The sequence below is a fragment of the Nocardioides litoris genome, from assembly GCF_006346315.1.
Classification (GTDB): domain Bacteria; phylum Actinomycetota; class Actinomycetes; order Propionibacteriales; family Nocardioidaceae; genus Nocardioides; species Nocardioides litoris.
The window spans coordinates 316,994-334,356 of sequence record NZ_VDMR01000004.1 but is presented as its reverse complement, the minus strand read 5'-3'; the positions used below and the strand labels follow the sequence as shown (position 1 = coordinate 334,356).

Sequence of the window (17,363 nt, the reverse complement as noted above, 5' to 3'; positions counted from 1 at the left end):
TCAGTTCGCGCCGAGCGCCGCCCGGACCGCATGGGCCGCCTCGGCCGCGCGGGTCTCCGACAGCGCGCCGGCGGCCGACTCCTGCAGGTAGAACACGTCGACGGCCTGCGGTCCCAGCGTGTCGACGTGGGCCGAGCGCACGGTCACCTCCAGCCGGGCCAGCGCGGCGCAGACCAGGTGCAGCGCGCCCGGCCGGTCGGCGGCGCGCACCTCGAGCACGGTGGCCTGCTCGCTCGCCTCGGCACGGACGGCGACGGTCGGCTCGAGCCCCGACCCGGCCAGCGCCCCGGCGAAGCGGGCGCCCGGGTCGAGCCGGCCGGCCACCACGGCGTCGTACCGGGTGCGCAGGACGGCGGGGTCGACCTCGTCGGAGGAGACGTCCCAGACCGAGACGCCGACCTCGGCGCCGGGCTCGCCCTGCGCCCAGACCCGCGCCGCCCGGACGGGCAGGCGCTGGAGGGCGAACATGGCGGCCAGGTCGGCCAGCAGCCCGACCCGGTCGCGGGCCACGGCGGTGACCCGGCTGCCGTCGGGCAGCGCCTCGACCCGCAGCACCACGGTGTCGTCGGCCCGTCCGTCGAGCAGCTCGACCGGCACCTCCACCTCGTCGGTGGTGATCGGCGGTGGCGCCACGCCGGTGTCGAGGGCCGCCCGGGCCCGGCGGGCGAGGTCGGTGACCAGGCCGGCGCGCCAGGAGGTCCAGGCCTTGGGCGAGGTGGCCTTGGCGTCGGCCTCGGTCAGCGCGATGAGCAGCGAGAGGGCCTCGGCCGTGGGCACCCGCGAGGTGACCACCTCGACGGTCGCCGGGTCGTCGGGGTCGCGGGTGGTGGCGGTCTCGGCGAGCAGCAGGTGCCAGCGCACGAGCAAGCCGACGAGGTCGACCTCCTCGGCGTCGAACCCGATCCGGGTCGCCACGGCGCGGGCGATCGGCTCCCCCGCCACGCTGTGCTCGGTCAGCCCGCCCTTGCCGATGTCGTGCAGGAGCGCGGCGACGACGAGCACGTCGGGACGGGCCACGGTGCGGATGAGCGCGGCGGCCTCGATGCAGGTCTCGACGACGTGGCGGTCGACGGTGAAGCGGTGGATGACCGAGGCGTGCGGGAGCATCCGCACCCGCTCCCACTCGGGCAGCAGCCGGCCCAGGGCGCCGGTCTCCTCGAGGGTCTCCCAGACCTCGAGCAGCCCGCGGCCGGCGGCCAGCAGGCGCACCAGCAGCTGACGGGCCTCCTCGGGCCACGGCTCGGGCAGCGGGGCGCCCTCCCGGGCCAGGCGCGCGGCCGTCGGCGGCGCGAGGGCCACGCCGTGCTCGGCGGCGGCGGTGGCGGCGCGCAGGAGCAGGAGGGGGTCGCGGGCCGGGTCGGCGCCCCTGCCGAGCACCACCTCGCCCTTGGACAGCGCCACGCCGGGCGCCAGCGGCTCGAGCACCGGTCGCCGGGCGGTGCGCGGCGAGCCGGGTCGGGCGAGCACGCCGTCGACCCGGCGCCAGACCAGGCGGCTCAGGTGGGTGATCCGGCGCCCGGCCTCGCGCACGAGCACCTGGGCCGCCCGGCCGTCGCCGCGCTCGTCCTCGAGCCCGAGCCGGGCCGCGAGGTCGGGCCACACCTCGGGCGCGATCCGGTCGGTGGCCCGCCCGGCGAGGTCGTGCACGTGGTCGCGGACGTCGAGCAGCACCTGCCGGCTCCGCTCGAGCTCGGTGTGCGGCACGTCGACCAGCCAGGTGGCCACGAGCCCGCGCAGGGCCGTGGCGTCGCGCAGGCCGCCCTCGGCCTCCTTGAGGTCGGGGATCGAGAGGTGCGCCAGCTCGCCCATCAACCGGTGCCGCGACTCGGTGGCCCTGCGGATCTCCGGCAGCCGCTCGCGGGCGTCGCGGCGCCACTGCGCGAGCGTCGTCGTGCGCAGCCGCAGCGTCAGGTGGGGGTCGCCCGCGACGTGGCGCACGTCGAGCAGGCCCGCGGCGACCCGGTGGTCGGCCGCGGCGGCGGTGAGCATCTCGGGCAGCGAGCGCACGGAGTGGTCGAGGCGGGCGCCGGAGTCCCACAGCGGGTACCAGACCAGCTCGGCCAGCTCGCCGAGGTCGACGCCCTCGTCGTGCACCAGCACGACGTCGAGGTCGGAGCACGGCGCCAGCTCGCCGCGGCCGTAGCCGCCGACCGCGACCATGGCCACCCCGACGTCGGGCCCGCCCGCGCCGGCGTACGCCGAGGAGCAGAGCGCGTCAGCCGCGGCCGTGCGCTGTGCGCGCTCCTCGGCGGTCACCCTCAGACCGCGTCGGCGTCGCGGTCGCCGGTGCGCACGCGGACCACGCTCTCCAGCGGCGTGACCCAGACCTTGCCGTCACCGATGCGGCCGGTGCGCGCGCCGCGCTCGATGGCGTCGACGACCTCGGCGACGTCGGCGTCGTCGACGGCGATCTCGACCCGGATCTTCGGCACCAGGCTGATGTCGTACTCCGCGCCCCGGTAGACCTCGGTGTGGCCCTTCTGGCGGCCGTAGCCCGAGACCTCGCTGACCGTCATGCCGGTCACGCCGGCGGCCTCGAGGGCTTGGCGGACGTCCTCCCACTTGTGCGGCTTGATCACCGCGGTCACGAGCTTCATGCGTCGTCCTTCCTGGGGGTGCCGAGGAACGGCCCGCTGGAGCGGGCACCGGCGGTGGCGTGGAGGTCGTAGGCCGTCTCGGCGTGGACGACGAGGTCGATGCCGCTGACCTCGTGGTCCTCGTCGATGCGGAAGCCCATCAGCTTGTCGACCACCCAGCCGATGATGCCGGAGACGACGAACGCGTAGACGAGCACCGCGCCGCCACCGACGAGCTGCTTGCCGAGCTGGTCGAGCCCGCCGCCGTAGAAGAGGCCGTCGACCCCGGTCGGGGCGGCCGAGGTGGCCAGCAGGCCCAGGCCGAAGGTGCCGACCAGCCCGCCGACGAGGTGCACGCCGACGACGTCGAGCGAGTCGTCGTACCCCAGCTTGTACTTCAGGCCGACCGCGTAGGCGCAGACCACGCCGGCCAGGGCGCCCATGGCCAGCGCGCCGGCCGGTGAGAGCGACCCGCACGACGGCGTGATGGCGACCAGGCCGGAGACCAGGCCCGAGGCGGCGCCGAGCGAGGTGGCGTGGCCGTCGCGCAGCCGTTCGACCGCCAGCCAGCCCAGGGTGCCGGTCGCCCCGGCGAGGAGCGTGGTGGTGAGCACGACCGCGGCCCGGTGGTCCGCGGCCAGGGCCGAGCCGGCGTTGAACCCGAACCAGCCGAACCACAGCAGGCCGGCGCCGAGCATGACCAGGGTCAGGTTGTGGGGGCGCATGGGCTCACGGCCGAAGCCGACCCGCGGCCCGAGCACCAGCGCCAGGGCCAGCGCCGAGGCGCCCGAGCAGATCTCGACCGCGGTGCCGCCGGCGAAGTCGACGAGGCCGACCCGGTTGGCCAGCCACCCGCCGACGTGCTCGCCCGAGGAGAAGTCGAAGACCCAGTGCGCGACGGGCGCGTAGACCAGCACCGTCCACGCGGCCACGAACACCATCCACGCTCCGAACCGGGCCCGGTCGGCGATCGCGCCCGAGACCAGCGCCGCGGTGATGACGCAGAACAGGCCCTGGAACATCGCGAACAGGATGAGCGGGTACGCCGACTCGCCGTTGCTCCCCTCCTCCAGCAGCTGGCCGAGGCCGGCGTACTGGGTGGGGTCGCCGAGCAGGCCCAGGCCGACGTCGTCACCGAAGGCGATCGAGTAGCCGACCAGCGTCCAGACGACCACGACCACGGCGAGCGCGCCGAAGGTCATCATCATCATGTTCAGGACGCCCTTGGAGCGGACCATGCCGCCGTAGAACAGCGCGAGGCCGGGGGCCATGAGGAGCACCAGCGCGGTCGCGACGAGCAACCACGCGGTGGTGCCGGAGTCGATCGCGAGCACCGGGGCGTACCCGGCCGGCGCCGGGTGGAGCACGAGGGAGGACACGGGCAGCAACCCTGCGCGCGAGATGTTACGACCGCGTTAACGCACCGGACGTCTCACGGCGGCGGGCTTCGCCGACCCTGGGCCGGGCCGCGTCGCTCCTGCACCTATGCTGCGGCCCGGAGAGGAGGGACGTCGGTGAAGAGACTCGCAGTGATGGCCCACTTCGACCCTCGGGGTGAGGTGGCACCGCACACCCGTCGCCACGTCACCGCACTGGCCGAGGCCACCGACGAGCTCGTCGTGGTCACGACCGCCGAGCTCGGCGCGGAGGCGCGGGCCTTCCTGTCCGCGCGGGCGCGGCTCGTCGAGCGGCGCAACGAGGGCTACGACTTCTTCAGCTACAAGGTCGGCCTCGACGTGGCCGGCGACCTGACGCGCTGGGACGAGGTGGTCGTGTGCAACGACTCCTTCATCGGCCCGCTGCGGCCCTATCCCGAGATCTTCGCGGCCATGGTCGACCGACCGGTCGACTTCTGGGGCATGTCGCGCAACAACCGCCCGGCTCCGCACCTGCAGAGCTACTTCTTCGTGGTGCGTCCCTGGCTGGCGGGCTCCCGGGCCTTCCAGGACTTCTGGCGTGACATGACCCCGCGGTCGGTGCGGGCCCAGGTCATCAAGCACTACGAGGTCGGCATGTCGGCGACGTTCACCGCCGCGGGGTTCACCTACGACACCTACTTCGACTACGACGAGCGCGAGGCGCGGCTCGGCCTCGCCCGCGCCCGGTGGGCCGCGCTGCACCACTGGGAGCTGCCCCGCTCGGTCGTCACGCTCAAGCGGTTCCTGCGCCTCTTCGCCGCGTTCAACCCGGCCGCGGGCCTCGCTGACGCCGCCCTCGACGGCGCCCGCCTCCCGCTGGTCAAGGTCGACACGCTCCGCTACGACCCCTACTACCTCGGGGCCGACTCCCTGCTGGCCGCCTGCGAGCAGCGCTACCCCCGCGAGTTCGACGGCGTGCGGGCCTACCTCGAACGCACCCAGACCTCCTACGCCGAGCGTCCGTCCCACATCGCCCGGCCCGCCCCGTGGCCGATCCGACCGGCGGGCCGACTCCTCGCCTACCGCACCGGCTGATGGTCGACCTGCCCCGTCCCGCCTCGCTGCGGGAGCTCCGCCGAGCAGCGACCGTGAGCCCCAGCCGGGCCGACCGCCTCACCCTGGTCCGCTGCGGCCTGCTCGACCTGGAGTGGATCGGCGAGCAGGTCGGCCACCACGTCGACGGCCCCTGGGCCGCCGCCGACGAGCTGCTGGCCGACCGCACCCTGTCGCCGCACCCCCTCTTCGAGCCGGCGTGGTTCGACCCCGACGGGTCGGCGTCGGCGCACCACGCCCACCCGCTGCTCTGGTTCCTCGACGATCCGCAGGCGCGCCGACGCACTCCGCACCCCCTCGTCGGGGTCGAGCAGCTCTACACCGCGGTCGAGGGGATCCTCGACGAGCGCGGCAACCGGGTCCGGGTGGAGGAGGGCGGGGTCCTCGCCACCTGGGTCTTCCACGCCGGGGCGTCGACGCCCCTCCCCTCGCCGCCGGCGGCGCCCCGCCTCACGTGGGGCCGGTTCCGCGAGGCCGCCTTCCGAGCCCTGCACGAGCCCGCCGAGGTGGTCGACGGCCGCCGGGCGGGCGGGGCCGGCCGCGCCGCGACGGACGTGCCTTCCTCTCCCGGCGAGGCCCCCCTGGTGTCGGTCCTGCTCCGCGCCACCGACCGCGCACCGGTGCTGCGGGAGCTGCTCGACCAGGTGCGGGCCGAGGTGCCCGCGTCGTGGGAGCTGGTCGCCGTCGACGAGGGCTCCACCGACGACACCGCGTCCGTGCTCGCCGGGATCGCCCACCACGAGCCCCGGGTGCGCGTCGTGTCCCTCGACCCGGCCGTGCAGGAGCCCGGGACCGTCGCCGCGCTCGCGGCGGCCGCGAGCGCGGCGACCGGCGCAAGCCTCGCCGTCCTCGACCCCGACTCCCCCTGGCGGCCCGGGCACCTGCGGGCCGCGGTCGAGCACCTGACCGGCAGCCGGTCCGGGGCGGTGGTCACCACCGTCGGCCGCGGCGCTCCGACCCGCCCGTCGCTCGACGCGGGCGACCTGCTCCACCTCCCCCCGGCCGAGACCGGCCTCGTCGTCGTACGACGACCGGCGTACCACGCGGTCGGCGGGCCCGCAGCGACGGACGTCAGCGGCGGTGGCGCCTGGTTCGACCTGCTGCTCCGGGTGGCCGCCCGGTACGGCGCGGACGTGCTCGACCGCCCGGGCCGGCCCGAGGACCCGCCCCCCGGACCCAGCCTGGCCATGGAACGGTCACGCGCGGCCGCCCCCGTCCTCCTCGACTGGGATGCCGCCGCGGACCGGGCTCGCGACCCCGACCTCGTCAGCGTGGTCGTCGCCACGCGCGACGACGACGTCCGCACGGCGGTGAGCTGGTGCCTCGGCATCCGCGGCCGACCCCGCGCCGCCCGGGTGGAGCTCGTGGTCGTGGCCGGCGCCCTCGAGCCCGGTCGACGCCGCGTGCTGCGGACCCTGGCCTCGCTCCTCGCCGACGTCCGCCTGCTCGAGGCGCCCGGCGAGCTGACGACGAGCCTCGAGCTGGACCTCGGCCTGGTCGCCTCGACCGGTGACCGGGTGGCACTGGTCCGCCCCCGGACCCGGCTCAAGCGCGGATCCGTGGTCCGGGCCGCCGACGTGCTGGACGACCCGCAGGTCGACCTCGTGCAGCCGCTCCTGGTCACCCATCCCGGCGGCGCCGTCCTCTCCGCGGGCGCCTCCTTCGGCACCTGCACCCGGCCCGAGGGTCTCCTCGGTGGCCACCCCGTCGCCGACGCGACACCGCTCGACCGGCGGCAGGTGCCGGCACCGTTCGGCCCGGTGGTGGTGGCGCGCGCGGCCCTGCTCCTCGACGCCCGCGGGCTCGACCCGGCGCTGCCCGACGGGGTCGCCGAGACCGACCTCGGCCTGCGCACCGGCGGCCGCGTCGTGCTCGCCACCGACGCCACGGCCCGGGTCCGGGCCAGCGACCTCACCGACGACCCGGGGTACGACGCGGGCGCGCGGGAGCTCGAGCGACGGCACCCCGTCCCGCCGCCGGGCTCTGACGAGCTCTGGCGCGCCGCGGGCTTCGAGGTGGTCGCCCGACGCAACCGGGCGTCCGCGCCCCCGGGCGACGGACCCGGTCTCCTGGTGCCGCGGGCGGTCGTGACCGCACCGGCCCTGCGCCTGCGGCTCGCCGAGCGGCCGCCGCGGTTGCGCTGGACGATCGACACCTCTGCGGTCGGCAACGCGGCCGACCGCAACGCCGGCTCCTCCGAGGCGCGAGCGATCGCCCGCGAGCTGGAACGGCTCGACCAACGGGTGGCCGTCGACACGCGCGACCTGCGCGCGCGCGGCACCCGCGACCTCGACGACGTGCTGCTGGTGCTGCGCGGCCAGGACTCCGTGCAGCCACGTCCGGGGCTGGCCAACCTGCTCTGGGTCGTCGGGCACCAGGAGCAGGTCTCGCCGTCCGAGGCGGCGGGCTTCGACCTGGTGTACGCCGCTGACGCGTCCTGGGCCCGCTCCCGGTCCGAGGCGTGGGGCCTGGAGGTGCAGCCGCTGCTGCCCGCCTTCGACCAGCGGTGGTTCGACCCGGCCCACACCTCCGACGGGACCCACGACCTGCTGGTCCTGAGCAACGCGACCGACCCGGAGGCCGCCCACGTCCGGGCCGTGCTCCCCAGTGACGTGACGGTCACGACGATGCTCGGCCGCGGCGACAAGGCCCTCCGCCAGGCCCTCGACTCCGCGGCCGTCGTCCTCTACGAGCACCCCGCGACGCGCCGCCACGCCGGTCCGCTGAGCAGCCGACTGTTCCGCGCGGCCGCCACGGGCGCCCGCATCCTCACCGACCGTCCCGAGGCCCGCGCGGTGCTGGGCGGGCTCGTGCACTCCCTCGACGAGGTCGACCTGCTCGACGCCGTGCGCTCACCCGACCGCTTCTTCCCTGCTCTCGACGAACGACGCCGGATCGCCACCGAGCTCGCCCGCGACCACTCCTACGAGGTCCGGGCCCGCCGCCTGCTCGACGACGTCCTGGCACTCGTGCGTCGGCGTACGGGGGTCGAGCCCGGCAGCTGAGCCGCCCCCGGACGCGTCGACGCCCAGCGACCCGCAGGGGTCGCTGGGCATCGACGGCCGGGGAGCCGCGGGTCAGAGGGCGGCCTCGTCCTTGTCGCCGGTGCGGACCCGCACGACGGTCTCGACCGGGCTCACCCAGACCTTGCCGTCGCCGATGCGCCCGGTCTGCGCGGTCTTGACCACGATCCCCACGACGTCGTCGGCGTCGGCGTCGTCGACCACGATCTCGATGCGGATCTTGGGCACCAGCGCGATGTCGTACTCCGCGCCGCGGTAGACCTCGGTGTGTCCCTTCTGGCGGCCGTAGCCCGAGACCTCGCTCACGGTCATCCCGGTGACGCCGAAGGTCTCGAGCGCCTCGCGGACGTCCTCCCACTTGTGCGGCTTGATCACCGCGGTCACGAGCTTCATGCCGAGGCACCTTCGTTCTTGGTCAGGGGGCTGGTCGTGGACTTGGCGAGCACACCCGTGCCGCCGCCGGCGGAGCTGAAGCTCCCCGAGTGGAGGTCGTAGGCGTTCTCCCCGTGCTCGGCCAGGTCGATGCCGCCGACCTCGTCGTCGACGTCGAGCCGCAGGCCGATCGTGTACTTCAGGGCCAGACCGATGACGAGGGTCAGGACGCCGGAGTAGGCGATGGCCACGAGCGCACCCAGGGTCTGGTCGACCAGGGAGTCGGCCCCGCCGCCGTACAGCAGGCCGTCGACACCTCCCGCGCCGTCCGCGGTGGAGAAGACCCCGATGAGGACGGTGCCGACGATGCCGCCGACGAGGTGCACACCCACCACGTCGAGGGAGTCGTCGAACCCGAGCCTGAACTTCAGGCCGACGGCCCAGGCGCACACCGCGCCGGCGATGACGCCGATGGCCACGGCACCGGAGATGTCGACGGCTCCGGCGGCCGGGGTGATGGCCACGAGGCCCGCGACGATGCCCGACGCGGCGCCGAGTGAGGTGGCCTTGCCGTGCAGGACCCGCTCCACGGCGAGCCAGCCGAGGATGGCGGCCATGGTGGCCAGGGTGGTGTTGGCGAAGGTGCGACCCATCTCGGCCGGGATGTCCTGGTCGACGACGACGATCGAGCCGACGTTGAAGCCGTACCAGCCGAACCAGAGCAGGCCCGCGCCGAGCATGGTGAGGGTCAGGTTGTGCGGCCGCATCTTGTCCTTGGGCCAGCCGGTCCGCTTGCCGAGCAGCAGCACGAGCACCAGCGCCGCGACACCGGCGTTGATGTGCACCGCCGTGCCGCCGGCGTAGTCCTGGGCGCCGATGCGACCGCAGATGAGGGAGTCGGCGGTGCAGCTGAAAACCATGTGCGCCAGCGGGAAGTAGACGACGACCGCCCAGATCGGCACGAAGACCAGCCAGGCCGAGAACTTCATCCGGTCCGCGACCGCGCCGCTGATCAGCGCGCAGGTGATGATGGCGAAGGTCATCTGGAACATCACGAACACGTAGGTGTCCGTCGGGACGTCCTTGAGCCAGAAGAGGTCGAACGGGTTGGCGAAGAAGGTGCCCCCGCTCTCGGCGTCACCGCTCCAGCCCATCGACCAGCCGATCGCGACGTACAGGATGCCGACGATCGCGGCGGCGACGTAGCTCATCATCATCATGTTGAGCACGGACTTCGACCGCGTCATGCCGCCGTAGAACAGCGCCAGCGCGGGCACCGTCATCATCAGCACCAACGCGGTCGCGATGAGCATGAAGGCGTAATAGCCGTCCACAGGACCTCCATGTGGGAAGGGATTGCTCGGGTGGGCGGCGGGGTGGCGTCCATCGGCACCACGCCGCCTCGTACGTCGAGAACCCTCGCCGCGCGGTATTTCGCTGGGCCGAGGTGGCTGTTACGGCGGTGGAACGTCTTCGGCGCTGGTGTTACGCCGACGTTTCGTCGCCCCGCCGCAGCAGCCGGTCGAGCGGGGCGGCGGCGACGCGGGGCTCGGTGATGTTCTCGGCGATGCTCCGGGCACCGGCCCGCTTGGCGTCGAGCAGGGACCGGTCGACTGCGACGCTGCGCAGGATCTCCCGCACCGAGGTGACGTCGCCCTCGGGGACGAGCCAGCCGGCGTCGTGCTCGGCGATCCACGGGCTGACCTCGGTGAAGTCGACGTGCATCGTCGGCAGTCCGGCCGACAGGGCCACGAGCGACCGGGTGACCATGGCCAGCTCGCGCTCGGGGTTGCGCTCGAAGACGTCGACGTTGACGTGGCACCGCGAGAGCAGCCTGCGGAAGTCCTCGAAGTCGAGCAGCCCGTGCCGCACCGCCCGCGGGTGGGTGGCGAGGCGGTCGATGAGGTCGGAGGCGCGTGCGGAGTCGTAGCGCGAGGCCCAGTGCTCGCCGACGATCAGGTGCAGGTCCACCAGGCCCGCGTCCATCAGCGGCAGCACCGCCTCGACCCACGCGCCGGGCCGCGACCACGGCTGCAGGTAGCCGGAGACGATGATCTGCAGGCGGTCGGTGGGGGCAGGGTCGGGCGCCAACGGGGGCAGCCCCGGGTTGACCACCGCCATCGGGACCTCGGCCCGTCCGGCCAGCTGGGCCCACTCCCGGGCGTAGTCGAGCTTCTTGGCGCCGTTCACGATGATCGCCGAGCTGCGTCCCAGGGCCTGCAGCTTGCGCTCGCGCAACGAGGCCATCGCCGCCTCCTGGTCAGCCCGGCCGACGTTCTCGGCGAGCTCGAGCATCTTCGGGGCGAAGAAGTCGTAGACCAGCTGGCACCGACCGAGGTCGCCGATGCGGTCGATGTGGTTGGAGTTGGTGATGACCAACCGGTCGAAGCCCCGGGTGCGCGCCAGCGTCGAGACCTGGCGCGGCGCCAGCACCACGCACCCGCGGGGGCGAGGCGGCGGGACCGCTCCGCGCCACGCCTGGCCCACGGCCCAGGCGTCCACCGCCAGCAGCACCTCGTGACCCAGCCCGCGCAGCCCCTCGGCCAGGCCCCACGCCCGGAGCCCAGGAGCGGCGACCGGCATGCCCATGCCCGGCACCACGTCGTTGGCGAGCACGACGATCCTCACGACGAGTCCCCCGGTCCGAGCACCATGAGGACCAGGACCACGTCCCGGGCACACGCGTGCCCGGGCGCGCGGACAGAGCGGAGCTCCGCGAGGTGCCCGGCGCCCCCCAGCACGCGGTCGACGGCCTCGAGCAGCTCGGACGTCCCGAGGACGTCGCGCCCGCCGGGTTCCGGCACGACCGTCGCCCGGACCACCAGGTGCTTGCCGGGGCCGATCCGTCCGCCGGCGAGGCCGAGCTCCGCGGTGGCCTCCGTCGCCGAGCAGCCGCCCTCGGGCAGCCAGGCGACGACGACGTGCGGGCGCGGGACGAACAGCGCGTCCGGAGCCGTGGCGAGCCCGTGCCGCCGGACCGTGAGGCCGGAGGCCTGGCGCACGGGCGCCGCAGCGCCATCCCCGCCGACCACCTCGACCTGCAGGGCCGCCTGCTGGAGCGCGTCCAGCCGACGCAGCTCCTCCGCCACGGCAGCCGCGCAGGCCAGCGTCCGACCCTTGGCGCCGCGGACGCCGGCCGAGGACCGGTCAGGCGGCACCTCGGTCGTCCAGGCCGCCGCTGGCACACCGTCCTCCTCGACGAGCTGGCGACGCACGTCGTCGTCCGCGCCGACGAGGCGGTCGTGCTCCGTCAGCCGCCCGAGCACCGGGCCGAGCACCCGGCGCACGTCCGCGGCGGTCGCCCCGGCCGGGAGCCGGACGACGACGGGGAGGTCCGGACGAGCGTCGAGCAGGGACCAGCGGAAGGTCCGGGGGTCCTCGACGAGGAGCTCACCGGCGCCGTCGAGGCGCCGGGCAGAGGCCTCGCCGGTCTCGTGGTGCGCCTCCCAGCGGACCCGCTCCGATGGAGGCATGCTCACGCGCCGTCGGTCGGCAGGTAGGTGCGCAGGAGCCGTCGGTACCCCGCGCGCCGCCGCAGCAGGGGACGGGCCGGACTGGACTCCAGCCGCCGGAGGAGCCACAGCAGGTCCTCCCGCGCACGCCGACCCGCCTGCTCCGGCCCCCCGCGCTGGGCCGCCGGCCGGGCCGACTCCGCCTCCGCCGCGGCCAACCGCGCCCGCAGGTGGGCGACCTCTGCGCGCAGCAGCTCCGCCTCGCGCTCGAGGACCACGTCGTGGTCCCGGTTGCCGCTGGTGCCCTTGCCCCCGGCAGTCGGGTCTTCGGCACTCATGCCGCGCTCCGTCCGCCCAGCTCGAGCAGGTCGGTCCACGTCTCCTCGAGCCGTTGCTGCAGGCGCGGGTCGAGCACGGGGGCGACCGGGTCGACGGCGGGCGTGCTGCGAGGTGCGGGAGCCCCGCCCACGGTCCCCGCACCACGGCTCGCCGCGCCGGGTCGGAGGGGCACGCCCAGCCGCTCCCGGAGCTCCTGTGCCACCTCCTTGCCCTGCACCAGGTCGGCGTGGTCGACGACCACGCAGTCGTCGGGGTGCGCCCGGGCGAACGACACCAGGGAGCGGTTGGCGGTGCACCAGCGGCGCACCGCCGCGTCGACGCCGTCGGCGTACGGCCCGTGCTCGCCGTCGCACGCGGTCAACGACGCCACGCAGTGCCGCGGCTCGCGGAAGACGAGCACGAAGCGCGCATCGGGCAGCACGTGCTTCCACACCCCGAGCAGCGACACCGCCAGCGGGTCGGCGAAGCCCCAGACGTCGTGGGCGACCTCGCGGGTCCGGGCGAGCTGGCGCAGTGCCCGCCACTGGTCGACCCCGACGTGGTGCAGGACGGTCTCGGCGGCAGCCCGGTCGTCACCGTGCCTCGCGTGCACGGCGTCGAGGACCCGGTGGACGTCGTCGTCGGTGGGCCGGTCGCACCCGGAGGTGGACGGCTCACCGTGCCCACCGAGCGGGAGTCCCGCGCCGCGCAGCTCCGACGCGACGGCTGCGGTTCCGCTGTGGCCGAACCCGGTGACCACGACCTGCATGTCCGAGCCCTCCTGGCGCCACGGGCTGCCCCGTCGTGGACGTCCCACGTGGTGGCAACCCCAGACCCTAGCCCACCGGCGCCCGCCGACGGGCCGGACGCGGCGACGGCACGAGCGTCCGTAGGATGCGCCGCATGCCAGCCCGCTCCACGTCGCCGCGCGTGCTGGTCATCGTCCCGGCGTGGAACGAGAGCGCCACCGTGGGAGCGACCGTCCAGACCCTCCGCGAGGCCCACCCGCACTACGACGTGCTCGTCGTCGACGACGGGTCGGGCGACGACACCGCCGGCCGCGCCCGGGAGTCCGGTGCGCTGGTGTGCCAGCTCCCCTACAACCTCGGGGTGGGCGGTGCCATGCGGACCGGCTACCGCTACGCGGTCCGGCACGGGTACGACGTCGCGGCCCAGGTCGACGCCGACGGCCAGCACGACCCGGCCTACCTGGCTCACCTCGTCGACGCGCTCGACCTCGGCGGGACCTCCGGGGCGGCCCCCCCGGGTGGCACCGGCGAGGGGCGCGGCGCCGACATCGTCATCGGCGCCCGCTTCGCCGGGCTCGGCGACTACCGGGTCGGCCTGGCCCGTGGCCTCGCGATGCGGATGCTGGCCGTGGTGCTGAGCAGGCTCGCCGGCACCCGCCTGACCGACGTCACCAGCGGGTTCCGGGTCGTCAACCGCCGCGCCATGACGACCTTCGCCGTGCACTACCCGGCCGAGTACCTCGGCGACACGGTCGAGTCCCTCGTGATCGCCCTGCGCACCGGGTGCGCGGTCACCCAGGTCCCCGTCGTGATGCTGCCGCGCGCGGGTGGGGTGGCCAGCCAGTCCCCCGCCCGGGCGGCGCTCTACCTCGTCCGCGCCGTGGTCGCGCTCGGCCTGGCCCTGGTACGCCGCTGGCCCTCCACCCTCGAGGTCGAACCGGCCGCCCTCGAGCGCTCCTGACCCCGGAGAGCGCCGTCGTCGACCGCCGGGCCGGCGACTACCATGTCGCGACGCCGCAGCAGGGCGCGCCGTCGATGCGCCGTCGTTGCCAGTTGATCGAGGAGGAGTCGTTGCCGACCGAGTGTCGCTGTGAGGAGCTCGCCGAGGACCTGGCGACGTGCCGGGCGGAGCTCGCCCTCGCGCGACGTCAGCAGGAGGAGGCCGCCGAGGCCCTCGCCGCGAGCGAGGTGCGACGCCGCCGGCTGCGTCAGCGCGGCCTCCGGCTCGCCTCCGCCGCCGCCGACCTGCTCTCGGCCCCGACCGTGGGGTCCCGGGTCGCCGGCCGGGTACGCCGCGCCGCCGGGCGTCCCGACCCGGAGCGGGACCAGCTCGACCTGGTCCGCGGGTCCGACCTCTTCGACCCTGCGTTCTACCTCCTCGAGCACCCCGAGGTCGTCACGACCTCGCTCGACCCGGCCCTGCACTTCCTGCGGCACGGCGCCGAGCTCGGCTGGGACCCCTCCCCCGACTTCGACACCCGGCGCTTCCTGCGTGAGCACCCCGGGGTGGCCGAGAGCGGACGCAACCCCCTGGTGGCGCACCTCCTCGGCGAGACCGGGGCCGAGCAGCCGGACCAGGCATGAGGGTGCCTGTCCCAGCCTGCGAGGACGTCGTCCCGCCGGACGTCCGGGCCGACTTCGTCCGGCGGTCCGGCTGGTTCGACGCCGACTGGTACGCCGCCCGGGCCGGCCTCGCCGACGGCGACGACCCGATGGACCACTGGCTCGCCCACGGGGTCGGGGCCGGTGAGCCACCCGGTCCCGTCATCGCCGACCTCGAGGACCGCAGCACGACCGCCCGCTCCGTCGGACAGCTCGAGCAGGCGCCTCCCGCGGCCGACGACCCCCAGCTGCTGCGCGACGTCGAACTGGTCAGGGCCAGCGGTGCCTTCGACCGCGACCTGTACCTCGCGCAGGCCGGTGACGTCGGTGACGAGGACCCGGTGGCGCACTTCTGCCGCGTCGGTTGGCGACGACTGCACCGGCCCTGCCGCGGCTTCGACACGTGGTGGTACTGGTGCACCCGGCTCGACCCTGCGGTCGAGCTGGTCAACCCGTTCGTGCACCACCTGGTCCTCGGACGGCCGGCCGGGTTCCCGGGCCGACCGGTCGAGCTCGCCGAGGGCAGTGGCTGGGAGCTGCCCCAGGACCGACCGGTGCGCCGCGTCTGCCTCTTCGCCGGGTTCGACGCCCAGGGCGTGGTCGACGACACGGTGGTGCACTACGTCCGCGAGCTGAGCCGCTTCGCGGACGTCTACTACCTGTGCGACGGCTACCTCCCGCAGCGCGAGCTGGCCAAGCTCGACGGCATCACGCGGGGAGCGTGGGCGGTGCGGCACGGCTGCTACGACTTCGGCTCCTACGCGATGCTCGCCCAGGAGCTGGTCGGCTGGGACGTCGTCCGCTCCTACGACGAGCTGCTCCTGGTCAACGACTCCTGCTACCTGCTCCGCCCGCTCGACGCGGTCTTCGAGCGGATGGACGCGCGGGCCTGCGACTGGTGGGGCCTCCAGGCCACCAAGGGCCTCGCCGCCACCGTCGACGCCCCGTCCAACCAGTTCAGGCGGCCCCTCCCGCTCGACGACGTACGCCGGCACGAGCTGGCCCGCTGGGAGGACGACGACGTCTACGACTTCCACGTCGGCAGCTACTTCCTGGCCTACCGGCGCCCGGTCCTCGACGACGACGGGTTCGTCCGGCTGCTCTCCTCGGTGCACCGGCAGCGGGGCAAGGCCGCGATCATCCACAAGTACGAGATCGGGCTCACCCACACGCTGCTGGCCGGCGGCCACCCGTTCGACACGTGGCTGCCCGCGGTGCACCCCTTCCACCCGCTGTTCACCGAGGAGTACTTCACGCTGCTCGAGCAGGGCTTCCCGCTGCTCAAGCGCTACTTCCTGTACCAGAACCACTACGACGTGCCCGGGCTGCGGCACTGGCGCGACCGCGTCGGGGCCGTCGCAGCCGAGGCGGACCTCGACCCCGTCGAGGCGCACCTGCTGCGCACGGCCCCCCACGACAAGCTCACCCGCAGCTTCGCCATCACCGAGGACCGGCCCGCCGACCGCCGCCCCGACCGCGCCGCGGTCCGTGACCTCGACCGCGACACGCCGCTGTTCGACCACTGGTGGGCCTTCCCGGTCGACCCCGAGACCGACGACCTCCCGCCGACCACGCGCGCGGTCTTCGAGGCGGTCGCGGCCGACCCGACCGTGCACAAGGTGCTCCTGACGCGGGGCCGGCGCCTCGGCCTCGAGGGCGAGCGCGTCACGGAGGTGCCCCTCGCCTCCGAGGAGGGCCTGCAGCACGTCGTGCGCTGCGGCCAGGTCTTCGTGACCCAGCACCCCCACCGGACCCTCGGCTACCGGCTGCTCCTGAACCGACGGTCCGTGCACGTCCTCGGCGACCACCCGCACCTGCTCCCCTGGAGCGCCCTGCGGCCGCTGCCCCCGGGCGCCGACACCCGCCCACCCGAGCCGACGTCGTGGACCTACCTCGCGGTCTCGTCGATGGACCACGTCGCCGTCACCGCGGCCCACCGGGCGTCGCGGTACGCCGACGTGTGGCGGGTCGGGGCACCCGCGCGCGACCTGCTCGTCCGTGACGAGGCCGCGCTGCCCGCCGACGTGCGCCGGGGCGAGCGGGAGCTCCGGGAGAGGCTGGCCGGCCGGCCGCTGCTGCTGGTCTGCCCGGTGGGGCCCGCGCTCGACGCCCCGCCGGGTCCGGAGACCGTCGAGGTGCTGCGGTCGTGGTCCGAGGGTGCCGGCTGGGCCGTCGGGATCCGGGAGGCCCGCACCGACCTGTCCCGGGTTTGGTCGCGGGCAACCGAGCCGTGGGCCCTCGACCTGTCCCCCCACGTGGCCCCCACGACGGAGGCCGTGCTCCGCGCAGCCGACGCGGTGCTCACCGACGCCCACGGCGTGGCGGTGACCATGGCGACCCTCGGCAGACGCGTCGTCAGCCTGCTGCCCGACCTCGACCCGCCGGTCGAGCCGATCCACGACCTCGACCGGGTCTTCCCGGGCCGCGTGTGCCGCGACGCCACGGGGCTGCGGACCGCGCTCGACGAGCTGACCCGGCCCGAGGAGGCCCTCGACGAGATGACCCGCGCGCGCCTCGCGCGGGCCCGGGCCGCCTGGACCGAGGTGCCCGACGGGCGCGCCGGCGACCGCGTGGCCCGCCGGGCGCGCCGCGCCGTCCTCGCCGCCGTCGACGGGGGGAGCCCGTCGTGACCGAGCAGCACGACCACTCCGCCTGGCCCCCCGTGGGCGACCCTGACCGTGCCGTGGCGGAGTTCCTGCCCGGCTGGTACGAGCTCGTGTCGCGGTGGCGCGCGGCCGCCCCGGCCGCGCGCCACGAGGGGGTGGCCCCGGCCCTGGCCCCGGGGCGCCCCGCCCGGGGG

14 protein-coding genes are annotated in these 17,363 nt (G+C 75.1%); 5 read left to right on the top strand and 9 right to left on the bottom strand.

Going from position 1 to position 17,363, the window contains the following annotated elements; translation table 11 throughout:
* From FJQ57_RS15720 to FJQ57_RS15710, 3 genes are read right to left on the bottom strand one after another with little or no spacing between them, the layout of a single operon-like run.
* On the bottom strand, positions 1 to 2,256 hold the full coding sequence (locus tag FJQ57_RS15720) for a [protein-PII] uridylyltransferase (protein ID WP_170219463.1): 2,256 nt from the start codon (positions 2,254 to 2,256) through the stop codon (positions 1 to 3).
* A gap of 2 nt (positions 2,257 to 2,258) precedes the next feature.
* Positions 2,259 to 2,597 (bottom strand): P-II family nitrogen regulator, encoded by a 339-nt coding sequence (locus FJQ57_RS15715; protein ID WP_139981948.1) that lies wholly within the window; start codon positions 2,595 to 2,597, stop codon positions 2,259 to 2,261.
* Complete coding sequence (locus tag FJQ57_RS15710; RefSeq protein ID WP_246081842.1) at positions 2,594 to 3,955, bottom strand: ammonium transporter; 1,362 nt, start codon at positions 3,953 to 3,955, stop codon at positions 2,594 to 2,596. The genes FJQ57_RS15715 and FJQ57_RS15710 overlap by 4 nt, the downstream gene beginning before the upstream one ends.
* A 180-nt stretch (positions 3,956 to 4,135) precedes the next feature.
* Here FJQ57_RS15710 and FJQ57_RS15705 point away from each other — a divergent pair, with 180 nt between their 5' ends.
* Both FJQ57_RS15705 and FJQ57_RS15700 read left to right on the top strand, forming a co-directional pair.
* Complete coding sequence (locus FJQ57_RS15705) at positions 4,136 to 5,029, top strand: rhamnan synthesis F family protein (RefSeq protein WP_170219462.1); 894 nt, start codon at positions 4,136 to 4,138, stop codon at positions 5,027 to 5,029.
* A 53-nt stretch (positions 5,030 to 5,082) separates the two neighbouring features.
* Entirely contained in the window at positions 5,083 to 8,052 is a 2,970-nt protein-coding gene (locus FJQ57_RS15700; protein WP_170219461.1) for a glycosyltransferase, read from the top strand.
* 72 nt (positions 8,053 to 8,124) lie between these two features.
* On the opposite strand, the gene FJQ57_RS15695 is transcribed toward FJQ57_RS15700, so the two are convergent.
* From FJQ57_RS15695 to FJQ57_RS15670, 6 genes are all read right to left on the bottom strand, one after another.
* A complete protein-coding gene (locus FJQ57_RS15695; RefSeq protein ID WP_139981941.1) occupies positions 8,125 to 8,463 on the bottom strand; it encodes a P-II family nitrogen regulator in 339 nt (112 codons plus the stop codon).
* The gene (locus tag FJQ57_RS15690) at positions 8,460 to 9,776 is read right to left on the bottom strand and encodes an ammonium transporter (RefSeq protein ID WP_139981938.1); all 1,317 of its coding nucleotides are present in this window, start codon (positions 9,774 to 9,776) and stop codon (positions 8,460 to 8,462) included. Before FJQ57_RS15690 ends, FJQ57_RS15695 begins: the two co-directional genes overlap by 4 nt.
* Before the next feature lie 151 nt (positions 9,777 to 9,927).
* Positions 9,928 to 11,070 (bottom strand): glycosyltransferase family protein, encoded by a 1,143-nt coding sequence (locus tag FJQ57_RS15685; protein WP_170219460.1) that lies wholly within the window; start codon positions 11,068 to 11,070, stop codon positions 9,928 to 9,930.
* On the bottom strand, positions 11,067 to 11,921 hold the full coding sequence (locus FJQ57_RS15680; protein ID WP_139981933.1) for a hypothetical protein: 855 nt from the start codon (positions 11,919 to 11,921) through the stop codon (positions 11,067 to 11,069). Before FJQ57_RS15680 ends, FJQ57_RS15685 begins: the two co-directional genes overlap by 4 nt.
* Positions 11,918 to 12,232: a hypothetical protein gene (locus FJQ57_RS15675; RefSeq protein ID WP_139981931.1), complete on the bottom strand. Its 315-nt coding sequence runs from the start codon at positions 12,230 to 12,232 to the stop codon at positions 11,918 to 11,920. The genes FJQ57_RS15680 and FJQ57_RS15675 overlap by 4 nt, the downstream gene beginning before the upstream one ends.
* Positions 12,229 to 12,981, bottom strand: a complete 753-nt coding sequence (locus FJQ57_RS15670; protein WP_139981929.1) for a sulfotransferase — start codon at positions 12,979 to 12,981, stop codon at positions 12,229 to 12,231. Before FJQ57_RS15670 ends, FJQ57_RS15675 begins: the two co-directional genes overlap by 4 nt.
* Before the next feature lie 134 nt (positions 12,982 to 13,115).
* Here FJQ57_RS15670 and FJQ57_RS15665 point away from each other — a divergent pair, with 134 nt between their 5' ends.
* From FJQ57_RS15665 to FJQ57_RS15655, 3 genes are all read left to right on the top strand, one after another.
* Positions 13,116 to 13,922 carry a glycosyltransferase family 2 protein gene (locus tag FJQ57_RS15665; RefSeq protein WP_139981926.1) on the top strand — a complete coding sequence of 269 codons (807 nt, stop codon included), beginning with the start codon at positions 13,116 to 13,118 and terminating at the stop codon, positions 13,920 to 13,922.
* A 110-nt stretch (positions 13,923 to 14,032) separates the two neighbouring features.
* Positions 14,033 to 14,545, top strand: coding sequence for a hypothetical protein (locus FJQ57_RS15660; RefSeq protein WP_139981923.1), 513 nt, complete (start codon positions 14,033 to 14,035; stop codon positions 14,543 to 14,545).
* The gene (locus FJQ57_RS15655) at positions 14,542 to 17,193 is read left to right on the top strand and encodes a rhamnan synthesis F family protein (protein WP_139981920.1); all 2,652 of its coding nucleotides are present in this window, start codon (positions 14,542 to 14,544) and stop codon (positions 17,191 to 17,193) included. The genes FJQ57_RS15660 and FJQ57_RS15655 overlap by 4 nt, the downstream gene beginning before the upstream one ends.
* The last annotated feature ends 170 nt before the right edge of the window (positions 17,194 to 17,363 follow it).